14 protein-coding genes are annotated in these 13,188 nt (G+C 64.3%); 9 read left to right on the top strand and 5 right to left on the bottom strand.

All coding sequences use genetic code 11. The features are described from left to right. Positions 1 to 5: 5 nt before the first annotated feature. Genes ctaD through AC25M7_RS02495 form a run of 3 tightly spaced genes read left to right on the top strand, consistent with a single transcriptional unit; the run spans position 6 to position 3,067 of the window. Positions 6 to 1,595, top strand: coding sequence for a cytochrome c oxidase subunit I (gene ctaD / locus AC25M7_RS02505; protein ID WP_486970708.1), 1,590 nt, complete (start codon positions 6 to 8; stop codon positions 1,593 to 1,595). 10 nt (positions 1,596 to 1,605) lie between these two features. Continuing rightward, positions 1,606 to 2,163: a cytochrome c oxidase assembly protein gene (locus AC25M7_RS02500; RefSeq protein WP_207851241.1), complete on the top strand. Its 558-nt coding sequence runs from the start codon at positions 1,606 to 1,608 to the stop codon at positions 2,161 to 2,163. Positions 2,164 to 2,179: 16 nt separating this feature from the next. Further along, the gene (locus AC25M7_RS02495; protein WP_028688693.1) at positions 2,180 to 3,067 is read left to right on the top strand and encodes a cytochrome c oxidase subunit 3; all 888 of its coding nucleotides are present in this window, start codon (positions 2,180 to 2,182) and stop codon (positions 3,065 to 3,067) included. 33 nt (positions 3,068 to 3,100) lie between these two features. Here the strand turns inward: AC25M7_RS02495 and AC25M7_RS02490 are convergent, their stop codons facing one another. Continuing rightward, on the bottom strand, positions 3,101 to 3,304 hold the full coding sequence (locus tag AC25M7_RS02490) for a twin transmembrane helix small protein (protein WP_028688692.1): 204 nt from the start codon (positions 3,302 to 3,304) through the stop codon (positions 3,101 to 3,103). Between the two features lie 63 nt (positions 3,305 to 3,367). On the opposite strand from AC25M7_RS02490, the gene AC25M7_RS02485 reads away from it, so the two are divergent. The 5 genes from AC25M7_RS02485 to AC25M7_RS02465 are packed head-to-tail and all read left to right on the top strand — an operon-like array spanning position 3,368 to position 7,251. Next, positions 3,368 to 4,111 (top strand): SURF1 family protein, encoded by a 744-nt coding sequence (locus AC25M7_RS02485; protein ID WP_486970707.1) that lies wholly within the window; start codon positions 3,368 to 3,370, stop codon positions 4,109 to 4,111. Further along, the gene (locus tag AC25M7_RS02480; RefSeq protein WP_486970706.1) at positions 4,077 to 4,655 is read left to right on the top strand and encodes a hypothetical protein; all 579 of its coding nucleotides are present in this window, start codon (positions 4,077 to 4,079) and stop codon (positions 4,653 to 4,655) included. Before AC25M7_RS02485 ends, AC25M7_RS02480 begins: the two co-directional genes overlap by 35 nt. Positions 4,656 to 4,664: 9 nt before the next feature. Further along, positions 4,665 to 5,738, top strand: coding sequence for a COX15/CtaA family protein (locus tag AC25M7_RS02475; protein WP_028688689.1), 1,074 nt, complete (start codon positions 4,665 to 4,667; stop codon positions 5,736 to 5,738). Beyond that, positions 5,723 to 6,622, top strand: a complete 900-nt coding sequence (cyoE, locus tag AC25M7_RS02470; protein WP_028688688.1) for a heme o synthase — start codon at positions 5,723 to 5,725, stop codon at positions 6,620 to 6,622. Before AC25M7_RS02475 ends, cyoE begins: the two co-directional genes overlap by 16 nt. Further along, positions 6,619 to 7,251 carry an SCO family protein gene (locus AC25M7_RS02465; RefSeq protein WP_028688687.1) on the top strand — a complete coding sequence of 211 codons (633 nt, stop codon included), beginning with the start codon at positions 6,619 to 6,621 and terminating at the stop codon, positions 7,249 to 7,251. Before cyoE ends, AC25M7_RS02465 begins: the two co-directional genes overlap by 4 nt. A 137-nt stretch (positions 7,252 to 7,388) precedes the next feature. On the opposite strand, the gene AC25M7_RS02460 is transcribed toward AC25M7_RS02465, so the two are convergent. The 3 genes from AC25M7_RS02460 to AC25M7_RS02450 all read right to left on the bottom strand — a co-directional run bounded on the left by AC25M7_RS02460 (position 7,389) and on the right by AC25M7_RS02450 (position 9,902). Beyond that, on the bottom strand, positions 7,389 to 8,159 hold the full coding sequence (locus AC25M7_RS02460) for a MetQ/NlpA family ABC transporter substrate-binding protein (RefSeq protein WP_028688686.1): 771 nt from the start codon (positions 8,157 to 8,159) through the stop codon (positions 7,389 to 7,391). Between the two features lie 64 nt (positions 8,160 to 8,223). Then, positions 8,224 to 8,895 carry a methionine ABC transporter permease gene (locus tag AC25M7_RS02455; protein WP_486970705.1) on the bottom strand — a complete coding sequence of 224 codons (672 nt, stop codon included), beginning with the start codon at positions 8,893 to 8,895 and terminating at the stop codon, positions 8,224 to 8,226. Then, complete coding sequence (locus AC25M7_RS02450; protein ID WP_028688684.1) at positions 8,895 to 9,902, bottom strand: methionine ABC transporter ATP-binding protein; 1,008 nt, start codon at positions 9,900 to 9,902, stop codon at positions 8,895 to 8,897. The genes AC25M7_RS02455 and AC25M7_RS02450 overlap by 1 nt, the downstream gene beginning before the upstream one ends. Positions 9,903 to 10,125: 223 nt before the next feature. Here AC25M7_RS02450 and katE point away from each other — a divergent pair, with 223 nt between their 5' ends. Next, a complete protein-coding gene (gene katE / locus AC25M7_RS02445; protein WP_028688683.1) occupies positions 10,126 to 12,270 on the top strand; it encodes a catalase HPII in 2,145 nt (714 codons plus the stop codon). 93 nt (positions 12,271 to 12,363) lie between these two features. Here katE and AC25M7_RS02440 read toward each other — a convergent pair whose 3' ends face one another. Further along, entirely contained in the window at positions 12,364 to 13,071 is a 708-nt protein-coding gene (locus AC25M7_RS02440; protein WP_088851670.1) for a PA5502 family lipoprotein, read from the bottom strand. Positions 13,072 to 13,188: the final 117 nt, after the last annotated feature.

Genomic DNA, 13,188 nt, shown 5'->3' with positions numbered 1-13,188 from the left:
AGGACATGAGTGCAGTGATCGACGACCACGCCCACGGTCATGAACACGCCCACGGCCCGGCCAAAGGCCTGATGCGCTGGGTGCTGACCACCAACCACAAGGACATCGGCACGATGTACCTGTGGTTCGCCTTCTCCATGTTCCTGCTCGGCGGCTCGTTCGCCATGGTGATCCGCGCCGAGCTGTTCCAGCCCGGCCTGCAGATCGTGGAGCCGGCGTTCTTCAACCAGATGACCACCATGCACGGGCTGATCATGGTGTTCGGCGCGGTGATGCCGGCGTTCGTCGGCCTGGCCAACTGGATGATCCCGCTGATGATCGGTGCCCCGGACATGGCCCTGCCGCGGATGAACAACTTCAGCTTCTGGCTGCTGCCGGCGGCGTTCCTGCTGCTGGTCTCGACCCTGTTCAGCCCCGGTGGCGGTCCGAACTTCGGCTGGACCTTCTACGCCCCGCTGTCGACCACCTACGCCCCGGCGAGCGTGACCTTCTTCATCTTCGCCATCCACCTGATGGGCATCAGCTCGATCATGGGCGCGATCAACGTGATCGCCACCATCCTCAACCTGCGCGCCCCGGGCATGACCCTGATGAAGATGCCGCTGTTCGTCTGGACCTGGCTGATCACCGCGTTCCTGCTGATCGCGGTGATGCCGGTGCTGGCCGGCGTGGTGACCATGATGCTGATGGACATTCACTTCGGCACCAGCTTCTTCAGCGCCGCCGGCGGTGGCGACCCGGTCTTGTTCCAGCACGTGTTCTGGTTCTTCGGCCACCCCGAGGTGTACATCATGATCCTGCCGGCCTTCGGCGCGGTCAGCTCGATCATCCCGGCGTTCTCGCGCAAGCCGCTGTTCGGCTACACCTCGATGGTCTACGCCACCGGGGCCATCGCCTTCTTGTCGTTCATCGTCTGGGCCCACCACATGTTCGTGGTCGGCATCCCGGTGGTAGGCGAGCTGTTCTTCATGTACGCGACCATGCTGATCGCCGTGCCCACCGGGGTGAAGGTGTTCAACTGGGTCAGCACCATGTGGGAAGGCTCGCTGACCTTCGAGACACCGATGATGTTCGCCATCGCCTTCGTCATCCTGTTCACCATCGGTGGCTTCTCCGGCCTGATGCTGGCCATTGCGCCTGCCGACTTCCAGTACCACGACACCTACTTCGTGGTCGCCCACTTCCACTACGTACTGGTGCCTGGGGCGATCTTCGGCATCTTTGCCTCGGCCTACTACTGGCTGCCGAAGTGGACCGGCCACATGTATGACGAAACCCTCGGCAAATTGCACTTCTGGCTGTCGTTCGTTGGCATGAACCTGGCCTTCTTCCCCATGCACTTCGTCGGCCTGGCTGGCATGCCACGCCGGATCCCGGACTACAACCTGCAGTTCGCCGACTTCAACATGGTCTCGTCGATCGGCGCGTTCATGTTCGGCGCCACGCAGATCTTCTTCCTGTTCATCGTCATCAAGTGCATCCGCGGTGGCGCGCCGGCACCGGCCAAGCCTTGGGACGGCGCCGAGGGCCTGGAGTGGTCGATTCCTTCGCCGGCGCCCTACCACACCTTCCAGACCCCGCCGGAAGTGAAGTAGGAGCCTGCCCATGGACGGCCTGTCGCTCAAACGCCTGGTCAGCCGCTTGCTGATGCTGACCGTGGTGATGTTCGCCTTCGGCTTCGCCCTGGTGCCGATCTACGATGTGATGTGCAAGGCTTTCGGCATCAACGGCAAGACCGGCGGGCAGTACGCGGGCACCCAGGTGAGCGACCCGTCGCGTTCGGTGCGGGTGCAGTTCATGTCCACCAACGCCGGCGACATGAGCTGGGAATTTCATTCCACCGCCGACCAGATCGAGGTCAATCCCGGGGCGGTGAACCAGATGATCTTCATCGCCCGCAATCCGACCAACCAGCCGATGAGCGCCCAGGCTATCCCCAGCATCACCCCGGCCGAGGCTGCGGCGTACTTCCACAAGACCGAGTGCTTCTGCTTCACCCAGCAGGTGCTGCAGCCGGGCGAGCGCATTGAAATGCCGGTGCGCTTCATCGTCGACCGCGACCTGCCGGAGTCGGTGAAGCACCTGACCCTGGCCTACACCCTGTTCGACATCACCGCTCGCCACCCGCCGGTCGCCCATGTCGCGACCGAGGCCGCCCATTGAGGGAAGGAGATCAAGCATGGCAAGCCACGAGCACTACTACGTCCCGGCGCAGAGCAAGTGGCCGATCATCGCCACGATCGGCATGTTCATCACCGTGTTTGGCCTGGGCACCTGGTTCAACGATCTCAAGGCCGGCCACCCGGAGTCCCACGGGCCGCTGATCTTCTTCATCGGGGGGCTGTTCCTGGCGTACATGCTGTTCGGCTGGTTCGGCGCGGTGGTCAAGGAGAGCCATGCCGGCCTATACAGCGCGCAGATGGACCGTTCCTTCCGCTGGGGCATGAGCTGGTTCATTTTCTCCGAGGTGATGTTCTTCCTGGCCTTCTTCGGCGCGCTGTTCTACGTACGGGTGCTGGCCGGGCCGTGGCTGGGGGGCGATGGAGCCAAGGGCGTGGCGCACATGCTCTGGCCCAACTTCGAGTTCGTCTGGCCGCTGCTGCACACACCGGACCCGAAACTGTTCCCGCCACCGAAGGAAGTCATCGACCCGTGGCACCTGCCACTGATCAACACCATTCTGCTGGTTAGCTCCAGCGTGACCGTGACCATCGCCCACCATGCTCTGCGCAAGGGCCATCGTGGCCCGCTGAAACTGTGGTTGGGGCTGACCATCCTGCTGGGGCTGGGGTTCCTTGCGCTGCAGGCCTACGAGTACCACGAGGCCTATAACAAGCTGGGGCTGACCCTGGGGTCGGGGATCTATGGAGCGACGTTCTTCATGCTCACCGGCTTTCACGGCGCGCACGTGACGCTGGGGACATTGATCCTGTTCGTGATGTTCTGCCGGGTGATGCGCGGGCACTTCGAGCCGGACAAGCACTTCGGTTTCGAGGCGGCGAGCTGGTACTGGCACTTCGTGGATGTGGTGTGGGTGGGGTTGTTCATATTCGTGTATGTGCTTTGAAGGGCGGCGCGCTCCTACAGGGATCGAGGTAATTCAGAACGGCGCGTGGGAGACCAACTGCCCGCTGATAAAGCCCCAGGCCACCAGCGCGATGGTCAGGGTGGCGAGGGCGACACGTACGGTAAGGGCCTTGAGCAGGCGGGTCGACTGGTCGTCGTCCTTGACCAGGAACACCAGGCCACTGAACAGGCTGGCGATGGTGGCCAGCAGCATCAGGACAATCGCGGCCTTGAGCATGGCGTAACTCCAGGGGGATGCGGTGATGAGTACAAGTATAGCGCTCGACCTGACGAGGCCCTGGTGAGGCCGTTTCGCCCCGGCCTGTTGCCGACCCTGGTGGTGCTCGCGCTGCTGCCGGGCCTGATCGCGCTCGGCTGCTGGCAACTGCGCCGCGCCGATGAGAAGCGCGACCTGCTCGCCGCGTACACCGAGCGCCAGATCGAGGCGCCGGTCGCTGTCGATCAACTGCGCCAGCTGCCGGATCCGGCGTTCTATCCCGTGCATTTGTATGGCCGCTTCGACGCCACCCACAGCCTGCTGCTGGACAACCAGATGCGCGACGGCAAGGCCGGCGTCGAGTTGCTGCAACCTTTCCACGACCAGGCCAGCGGGCTGTGGCTGCTGCTCAACCGCGGCTGGCTGCCCTGGCCCGACCGTCGGGTGCCGGTGCGTTTCGACACCCCGGACCAGGCCCTGGCGCTGGACACCACGGTATACGTGGCGCCGGGCAAGACCTTCCAACTGCACCCGGACAATCCGGATGGCCGCTGGCCGCAACTGCTGACGGCCATCGACCCGGCCGGGCTCTGGCAGCAGCTGGGCCGCGAAGGCTTCGCCCAGGAACTGCGCCTGCAGCCCGGTCCGGCCGCCTACCGCCTGGACTGGCCGGTGGTCGCCATGGGGCCGGAAAAGCACCAGGGCTATGCCGTGCAGTGGTTCGCCCTGGCCACCACGCTGGTGCTGCTCTACCTGTACTTCGGCTGGCATCACAACGACAAGGAGAACCGCCATGGCCGCCGCCACGAGTCCACTGGACGCGCCTGACCACCGCAAGCCCCGGGGGCGTCTGCAACTGTTGCTGATCCTGTTCGTCGTGCTCGGGCCGATGATCCTTGCCACCCTCATGTACAAGCTCAAGTTCTGGGTGCCGGAGGGGCGCAGCTATCACGGCGTGATGATCGGCAATGGCGAGGGCCGCGCGGACATCGGCATCGATGCCCAGGACGAGCGCTGGCAGCTGCTGGTCAGCGCCCCCGAGGCCTGCGCCGAGGAGTGCCGGCAACTGGTGTACCTGGCCCGGCAGATCCAGGTCGGCCTGGGCCGTGACGCCAGCCGCGCCAGCCATGCCCTGGCGGCGGCCCAACCGCTGGCCGCCGACTACCAGGCCCTGCTGGGCCGCGAATACCCGCAGTTGCGGCGCTACCCGCTGGATGTTCAGCGTTATGTCCAGAAGGTCGGCGAAGTGGGCCCGCAGCTGTGGATCGTCGACCCCCACGGCAACCTGGTGCTGCGCTACGACGCCAAGGTCAACGGCAAGCATGTGCTGGACGACCTGCGTCACCTGCTCAAGCTGTCCAACATCGGCTAGGAGGCCGCCATGGCCAGACCCGGATTCCGTCTCGCTGTGTTCGCCACCCTGCTGGCGCTGCTGGTGGTGCTGCTCGGCGCCTATACCCGGCTGACCCATGCCGGCCTGGGCTGCCCCGACTGGCCGGGGTGCTATGGCTTCATCAGCGTGCCCAAGACCGATGCCCAGCTGGCCCATGCCGAGCTGCACTTCCCCGAGCACCCGGTGGAAGAAGCCAAGGGCTGGGCCGAGATGGTCCATCGCTATTTCGCCGGCACCCTGGCGCTGGTGATCGCCCTGCTCGCCTTCCAGGCCGTGCGCCGGCATGCCCGCGACGGCCAGCCCTACCGCCTGCCGGTGTTGCTGCTGGGCGTGGTGCTGGCCCAGGCGGCGTTCGGCATGTGGACGGTTACCTTGAAGCTTTGGCCCCAGGTAGTCACCGCGCACCTGCTCGGCGGATTCACCACGGTGAGCCTGCTTTTCCTGCTTTCCCTGCGTCTATCCCGGGCCTTTGCGCCATTGCCGAAACTGCCGCTGAGCCTGCGCCGCATCGCCGCGCTGGCGCTGCTGGTGGTCATCGGCCAGATCGCCCTGGGGGGCTGGGTCAGCGCCAACTACGCCGCCGTTGCCTGCATCGACCTGCCCACCTGCCATGGCCAGTGGTGGCCTGCGGCCGACTTCAGCAACGGCTTCCACCTGACCCAGCACGTCGGGCCCAATTACCTCGGTGGGCAACTGGACAGTGACGCGCGCACCGCGATTCATATCAGCCATCGCCTGGGCGCGCTGCTGGTCATGCTGGTGTTACTGACCCTGAGCTGGAAGCTGCACCGCCACGGCCTGGGTGGCCTGGCTCGCCTGGTGTTGCTGGCGCTGGCGCTGCAACTGGGCCTGGGCATCAGCAACGTGCTGTTCCACCTGCCCCTGGGCGTGGCTGTCGCGCACAACGCTGGTGGCGCCTTGCTGCTGATGTGCATGGTACTGGTCAACTACCGCATCCGCGTGGTCGACAAGGTCCGTGTGGGCCACGGCTGGCGCCTGACGCCGGTGACCGGCGTGCACCTTTCCCATCAAATGAGGAACGATTCGTGGCGACGCTTCTGAGCACGGAACGCCAGCGCGCCGGATGGCGCGACTACATGGAGCTGACCAAGCCGAAGGTGGTGGTGCTGATGCTGATCACCTCGCTGGTAGGGATGTTTCTTGCCACCCGCGCGGGGGTGGCCTGGAGCGTCCTGCTGTTCGGCAACCTGGGGATTGGCTTGTGCGCGGGGGCCGCGGCGGCGGTCAACCACGTCGTCGACCGCCGCGTCGATGCACTGATGGCCCGCACCCACAAGCGCCCGCTGGCCCAGGGCCGGGTCGCGCCCTTGCCGGCCTTGCTGTTCGCCTTGCTGTTGGCCGTGGCGGGGATGGCCCTGCTGCTGGCCTTCACCAACCCCCTCACCGCCTGGCTCACCCTGGCTTCGCTGCTCGGTTACGCGGTGCTCTATACCGGCTTTCTCAAGCGTGCCACGCCGCAGAACATCGTGATCGGTGGCCTGGCCGGAGCGGCTCCGCCGTTGCTGGGCTGGGTGGCGGTCAGCGGGCACCTGGGCGCCGAACCACTGCTGCTGGTGCTGATCATCTTCGCCTGGACGCCACCGCACTTCTGGGCCCTGGCGATTCATCGCAAGGAGGAGTACGCAAAAGCTGATATTCCCATGCTCCCCGTTACCCACGGCGAGCGCTACACGGCCCTGCACATCCTGCTCTACACCTTGATATTGCTGGCGGTGAGCCTGTTGCCCTATGCCATCCACATGAGCGGACCGTTGTACCTGGCCTGTGCCATGGTCCTGGGCTTGCGCTTCCTGCACTGGGCCTGGGTGTTGTACCGTGGCACCCGGCCGCACGCGGCGATCAAGACGTTCAAGTACTCTATCGGCTACCTGTTCGCCTTGTTCATCGCGTTGCTCGTAGACCACTACCTGTTGCTGAACCTATGACCCGAACCCAGAAAACCGTCTTCATCCTCGTTGCCCTGGTCGCGCTGATCATGGGCCTGACCGTCAACAAGGTGCTCAACGACCGTGGTCAGTTGAATCCCACCGAGCTGATCGACGCCGGCATCATCCTGCTGCCGCAGAGCCGCACCGTGCCGGACGTGACCATGACCGACCAGAACGGCCAGCCGCTGGTGTTGGACCAGCTCAAGGGCAAGTGGTCGTTGCTGTTCTTCGGCTATACCTACTGCCCGGACATCTGTCCGACCACCCTGGCCCAGCTGCGCCAGGTGAAAAGCGAGCTGCCCAAGGAGGCGCTGGAGCGTCTGCAGGTGGTGCTGGTGAGCGTCGACCCGAACCGCGACACGCCGAACCAGCTCAAACAGTACCTGGGCTACTTCGACAAGGATTTCGTCGGGGTGGCGGGGTCGATCGAGGACACCCAGAAGCTGGCCAATGCCTTGAGCATTCCGTTCATCCCAGCCGATACCAGCAAGCCGGGCTACACCGTGGATCACAGCGGCAACCTGGCGGTGGTCGGGCCGGACGGGCGCCAGCGCGGGTTCATCCGTGCGCCGTTCAACAACCAGAAGCTGGTGGCGCAGTTGCCGGGGCTGGTCAAGCGCGACTGACCGTAGAAATGAATCGCGGGGCCAGCCCGCTCCCACACCAGAACGCAATCTGGCGTGGGAGCGGGCTGGCCCCGCGATTGGTGTTCGTTCCTCGGGCCTGCCGCGATGGGCCGAAAAGCGGCCCCGGGGATGTCAGCTTAGAACGCCGGAATCACCGCGCCCTTGTACTTCTCGGTGATGAACTGCTTCACCTCAGGCGAATGCAGGGCCGCAGCCAGCTTCTTCATGGCATCGGCGTCCTTGTTGTCCGGACGCGCCACCAGGATGTTCACGTAAGGCGAATCGCTGCCTTCGATCACCAGGGCGTCCTTCTCCGGATTCAGCTTGGCTTCCAGCGCATAGTTGGTGTTGATCAGCGCCAGGTCGACCTGGGTCAGCACGCGCGGGATGGTGGCCGCTTCCAGCTCGCGGAATTTCAGCTTCTTGTCGTTGCCGGTGATGTCCTTCACGGTCGACAGGATGTTCTTGCTGTCCTTGAGCTTGATCACGCCAGCCTTGTCCAGCAGCAGCAGGGCACGGCCGCCGTTGGTGGCGTCGTTGGGGATGACCACGGTGGCGCCGGATGGCAGTTCGTCGAGCTTCTTGTACTTGCTCGAGTAGGCGCCCAGCGGCTCCAGGTGCACGCCGGCAACGCTGACCAGCTGGGTGCCCTTGGCCTTGTTGAACTCATCCAGGTAAGGCTGGTGCTGGAAGAAGTTGGCGTCCAGGCGCTTTTCCGCGACCTGCACGTTCGGCTGGATGTAGTCGGTGAACTCCTTGACCTTCAGCTCCACGCCCTCCTTCGCCAGCTGCGGCTTGACGAAGTTGAGGATCTCGGCGTGCGGCACCGGGGTGGCGGCGACGGTCAGGGTCTCGGCGTGGGCCGAGAAGGCCGCGACGGCGGCGACAACAGCAAGCAGCTTCTTCATTGATCACTCCTTGTGAGGGCCGCGACGGCCCCCGAACGGGTCGGCCGGGCCGACCCCATTGGGGTTACTTACGGGAAAAATGCACGACCAGCTTGTCGCCGATCATCTGTAGCACCTGGACCAGGATCACCAGCAGTACCACGGTGACGATCATCACGTCGGTCTGGAAGCGCTGGTAGCCGAAGCGGATCGACAGGTCGCCCAGGCCACCGGCACCGACCACGCCGGCCATGGCGGTGTAGGACACCAGGGTGATGGCCGTTACGGTGATAGCGGCGATGATGCCCGGCATGGCTTCAGGGAGCACTGCCTTGAAGATGATCTGGCGGGTGGTGGCGCCCATCGACTGGGTGGCCTCGATGATGCCGCGATCCACTTCACGCAGGGCCGTCTCGACCAGGCGTGCGAAGAACGGCGTCGTGCCGACCACCAGCGGCGGAATCGCGCCCGCGACACCCAGCGAGGTACCGGTGATCAGTACCGTGATCGGGATCATCACGATCAGCAGGATGATGAATGGCACCGAGCGCACGATGTTGACGATGGTCGCCAGCACTGCGTAGATCTTCTTGTGCTCGAACATCTGCCGAGGGCTGAACAGGAACAGCACGACGCCCAGCGGCAGGCCGAGCAGGATGATGAAGGCCAGTGAGATGAACAGCATGACCATGGTGTCGCTGGTCGCTTGCCAGATCTCGACCCAGTCGACGTTGGCGAAATAGCTGAGGATGTCCATCAGCGCAGTACCTCCATATGTACATCAGCTGCAGTGAAGCGGGCGAATGCCGCGTCCATGTCTCCGCCGATCAAGGCGAGGGTCAGCTGGCCATAGGGAATGTCCTTGATGCGGTCGATGCGTCCGGCCAGGATGCTGTAGTCGACACCGGTTTCGCGGGCCACGGTGCCCAGCAGAGGCGCGTAGGTGGCGCAACCCTGGAATGTCAGGCGCACGATACGGCCCGGCACATGGGCGAAGTCGTCGCGTTGCTCGTTCTCGTCGATCTGCTCGTCCTCCTGGACGAAGCGCCGGGTGGTGGCGTGCTGCGGGTGCAGGAACACTTCAGCCACCGGGCCTTGCTCGACGATCTGCCCGGCGTCCATCACCGCCACGCGGTCGCAGACCCGGCGGATCACGTCCATCTCGTGGGTGATCAGTACGATGGTCAGTTTCAGCTCGCGGTTGATCTCGGCCAGCAGTTGCAGCACCGAGGCGGTGGTCTGCGGGTCGAGGGCGCTGGTGGCCTCGTCGCACAGCAGGATCTTCGGGTTGGTGGACAGGGCGCGGGCGATGCCGACGCGTTGTTTCTGCCCGCCCGACAGCTGCGCCGGGTACTTCTTCGCATGCTCGGACAGGCCGACACGGGCCAGCAGCTCGGTGACGCGCTTGTCGATCTCGCCACGCGACAGCTCGCCGGCCAGCACCAGCGGCAGGGCGACGTTGTCGGCGACGGTCTTGGACGCCAGCAGGTTGAAGTGCTGGAAGATCATACCGACCTGCTGGCGGAAGCGGCGCAGCTGGTTGGCGTCGAAGGCGGTGACGTCTTCGCCGTCGACCACGATCTTGCCGCCGGACGGCTCCTCGAGGCGGTTGATCAGACGCAGCATGGTGCTCTTGCCGGCACCGGAGTGGCCGATCAGGCCGAACACCTGGCCATCTTCGATGGTCAGGCTGGTCGGGTTCAGGGCCGGGATATCCCTACCGGCGACGCGGTAGGTCTTGTGGACATTTTGAAACTCGATCACTGAGCGAACCTTGTGGGGCGCATGGAATTTGGGTCAGCGGTTAGCCGGGGTCGCGCATTTTAGCCTTTTCCCCTGCCTGTTCTTAGCATTAATTTCGCAATGCTCCAATCCAATCGGCATATCGCGACGGTCGGCAATCCGATTGAACGCATCCGACGGCGGCCCAGTCACTAATTGAACAAGCCCGAATGGGCAGCCTGATGACTGATGAGGAGAGCCGAAGATGCCCAGCAAGACGCCCCAGGCGCCACAGCCCAGCCCTGTCGCCGGCACCGACACCCCGGACAAGGCCAACACCAACGCCAAGCTGCAGAGCCTGGAGGCTTTTCGCAGCGACGCCAGCGGCCAGGCGCTGCGCACCAACCAGGGGGTGAAGGTCGCCGACAACCAGAACAGTCTCAAGGCCGGTGTCCGCGGGCCTTCGCTGCTCGAAGACTTCATCATGCGCGAGAAGATCACCCACTTCGATCATGAGCGCATACCCGAGCGTATCGTCCATGCCCGCGGGACCGGCGCCCATGGATACTTCCAAAGCTACGGCTGCCATGCCGAACTGACCAAGGCCGGTTTCCTGCAAGATCCCGAGAAAATAACCCCGGTGTTTGTACGCTTTTCCACCGTGCAGGGCCCACGTGGCTCGGGTGACACGGTGCGAGACGTGCGCGGCTTTGCGGTGAAGTTCTACACCGATGAGGGCAATTTCGATCTGGTCGGCAACAACATGCCGGTGTTCTTCATCCAGGACGCGATCAAGTTTCCCGACTTCGTCCACGCGGTCAAACCCGAACCGCACAACGAGATACCCACCGGTGGCTCTGCCCACGATACCTTCTGGGACTTCGTATCGCTGGTGCCGGAATCCGCGCACATGGTCATGTGGGCCATGTCCGACCGCGCCATCCCGCGCAGCCTGCGGATGATGGAAGGCTTTGGCGTGCATACCTTCCGGTTGATCAATGCCCAAGGCGTGGCCAGCTTCGTCAAGTTCCACTGGAAGCCGCGCCAGGGCGTGCACTCGGTGCTGTGGGACGAAGCCCAGAAGCTTGCAGGCAAGGACACCGACTACCACCGCCGCGACCTGTGGGAAGCGATCGAGACCGGCCATTACCCGGAATGGGAACTGGGCGTGCAGATCGTGCCGGAGGCCGACGAGCACAAGTTCGACTTCGACCTGCTCGACCCGACCAAGCTCATCCCCGAGGAGCTGGTGCCGGTGACGCCGCTGGGCAAGATGGTGCTCGACCGCAACCCGGACAACTTCTTCGCCGAAGTGGAGCAGATTGCCTTCTGCCCGGGGCATATCGTGCCGGGCATCGATTTCAGCAATGATCCCTTGCTGCAGGGCCGGTTGTTCTCGTACACCGACACCCAGATAAGCCGCCTGGGCGGACCGAACTTCCACGAGATCCCGATCAACCGCCCTGTCGCGCCCAATCACAGCAGCCAGCGCGATGCCATGCACCGCATGACCATCGACAAGGGGCGTGCCTCCTACGAGCCCAACTCGATCGATGGCGGTTGGCCGAAGGAAACGCCGGCTGCCGCGCAGGATGGCGGTTTCGAGAGTTACCAGGAACGTATCGATGCGAACAAGATCCGCCAGCGCAGCGAGTCGTTCGGCGACCATTTCTCCCAGGCGCGGCTGTTCTTCCAGAGCATGAGCCCCACCGAGCAGCAGCACATCATCAAGGCCTACAGCTTCGAGCTGGGCAAGGTCGAGCGCGAGGCGATCCGGGCGCGGGAGGTGAACGAGATTCTGGCCAACATCGATCTCAAGTTGGCGGCAGCGGTGGCGGCCAACCTCGGGCTGCCGGCGCCGAAGGCCGGCACGGTCAAGGTCAAGGGCAGCAAGCCGGCGCAGTCAAAGGCCTTGAGCCAGATGAACCACCTCGGGGACATCGGCATCAGTGGGCGCAAGATTGCCATCCTGGTGGCTGATGGCGTGGATGACGCGAGTGTCGACAAGGTGGTCAAGGCGCTGGAGGCGCAAAGTGCGCGCCCCATGCTGCTCGGGCCGACTTCGGCACCAGTGAAGACTGCCGATGGCAAGCAGCTGCCGGTGGATGCGTCGATGGAGGGCATGCCGTCGGTGATGTTCGACGGCGTGTGGGTGCCGGCGGGCAAGGTGTCGTTGGAGGCGCTGGAAAACAGTGGCGTGGCCAAGCATTTTTTGCTCGAGGCCTACAAGCATCTGAAGCCCATGGGCGTAGCCAGTGAGGGCAAGCTCCTGCTGAACAAACTGGGGCTCAAGGAAGATGTGGGGCTGTTGCTGGGCGATGACCCGAAGGTGCTCGAGGCGTTTTTCAAGGCAGTCGAGGGTCACCGGGTGTGGGCGCGGGAGGCGGCTGCCGAAGTTGTTCCGGCATAGTCGGGGGCTGCTATGAAGCCCATCGCCGGCAAGCCGGCTTCCACAGGGATCATGTGTGGGAGCCGGCTTGCCGGCGATGGGGCCCTGTCAGGTTTATTGCTGGTGGGGAATCAACACCACCTGCGCCGGCAATGAGCGCTGGATCTCATGCTTTTGCTCAAGCTCGAAACCCCTGTCGAGCTTGCGCACGCGCTTCTCCAGCAGGGTCTTGAGCCACGGCGCGTCCTGGGTGCGCGGGACCTGGAACACCACCTCGCACTGGTAATTCACTACATCGGCGGCAATGTCATCCAACTGGCGGCGCATCGCCCGACTGTCGGTGGTCTTCAACGCCACCACGGTGCTGGGCGCGGTCGGGTCGATGACCCGGGCCCTGGGCTTGGACTCGGCCGCCTTCAGCGCTGCCTCGGCCTTTTCCAGCTCGGCCTTGCGCGCCTGGGCCATGGCATCGCCGCCGGTCAGGGCCGGTGCCTGGGGCATCAGCGCCCGGGCGCGGGCCAGCGCGGTGGCGGCGGCATTCACGTCGCCTTTTTGCAGGACGATGCGGCTGCGTTGCAGGTAGGCCTCGGCCAGCTGGCGCTGGTGCGGCTCAAGGCGCGCATCGCCCGGTGCCTGGGCCTGCAGCGCTGCCAGCTGGTCTTCGGCGGTGGCCAGTTCGTTGCTGGCAATGCTTTGTTCCAGCTGGTGCCAGGCATCCGGCTGGGCAGGCGCGACCGGCTGCTCGACCGGCTTGCTGGAGCAGGCGGCCAGGAACAGGGAAAACGCGGCAACAAGCAGATAACGTGAGGCGAACGGCTTCATTCCTGCGACTCTCTATTTGCGCAAAAAGCGAGCAAGTCTACACCCAGGTGCGCACGCTCGAAAACGGGTCTTGTGTGACCTGCAAGCGATGAAAAGGTTGCAGGACGCGTCAGCGTG

Source organism: Pseudomonas sp. P106(2024) (genome assembly GCF_057480815.1).
Note: the sequence above shows the minus strand (reverse complement) of the source record. Positions and strands in the feature narration are given on the sequence as shown.

What these genes read in the sequence shown, in the direction of transcription:
- AC25M7_RS02495 (WP_028688693.1), top strand. Translation starts at nt 2,180, where the DNA reads ATGGCAAGCCACGAGCACTACTACGTCCCGGCGCAGAGCAAGTGGCCG.
- AC25M7_RS02490 (WP_028688692.1), bottom strand. Translation starts at nt 3,304, where the DNA reads ATGCTCAAGGCCGCGATTGTCCTGATGCTGCTGGCCACCATCGCCAGC.
- AC25M7_RS02440 (WP_088851670.1), bottom strand. Translation starts at nt 13,071, where the DNA reads ATGAAGCCGTTCGCCTCACGTTATCTGCTTGTTGCCGCGTTTTCCCTG.
- AC25M7_RS02465 (WP_028688687.1), top strand. Translation starts at nt 6,619, where the DNA reads ATGACCCGAACCCAGAAAACCGTCTTCATCCTCGTTGCCCTGGTCGCG.
- AC25M7_RS02500 (WP_207851241.1), top strand. Translation starts at nt 1,606, where the DNA reads ATGGACGGCCTGTCGCTCAAACGCCTGGTCAGCCGCTTGCTGATGCTG.
- AC25M7_RS02480 (WP_486970706.1), top strand. Translation starts at nt 4,077, where the DNA reads ATGGCCGCCGCCACGAGTCCACTGGACGCGCCTGACCACCGCAAGCCC.
- katE (WP_028688683.1), top strand. Translation starts at nt 10,126, where the DNA reads ATGCCCAGCAAGACGCCCCAGGCGCCACAGCCCAGCCCTGTCGCCGGC.
- AC25M7_RS02475 (WP_028688689.1), top strand. Translation starts at nt 4,665, where the DNA reads ATGGCCAGACCCGGATTCCGTCTCGCTGTGTTCGCCACCCTGCTGGCG.
- AC25M7_RS02460 (WP_028688686.1), bottom strand. Translation starts at nt 8,159, where the DNA reads ATGAAGAAGCTGCTTGCTGTTGTCGCCGCCGTCGCGGCCTTCTCGGCC.
- ctaD (WP_486970708.1), top strand. Translation starts at nt 6, where the DNA reads ATGAGTGCAGTGATCGACGACCACGCCCACGGTCATGAACACGCCCAC.
- AC25M7_RS02455 (WP_486970705.1), bottom strand. Translation starts at nt 8,895, where the DNA reads ATGGACATCCTCAGCTATTTCGCCAACGTCGACTGGGTCGAGATCTGG.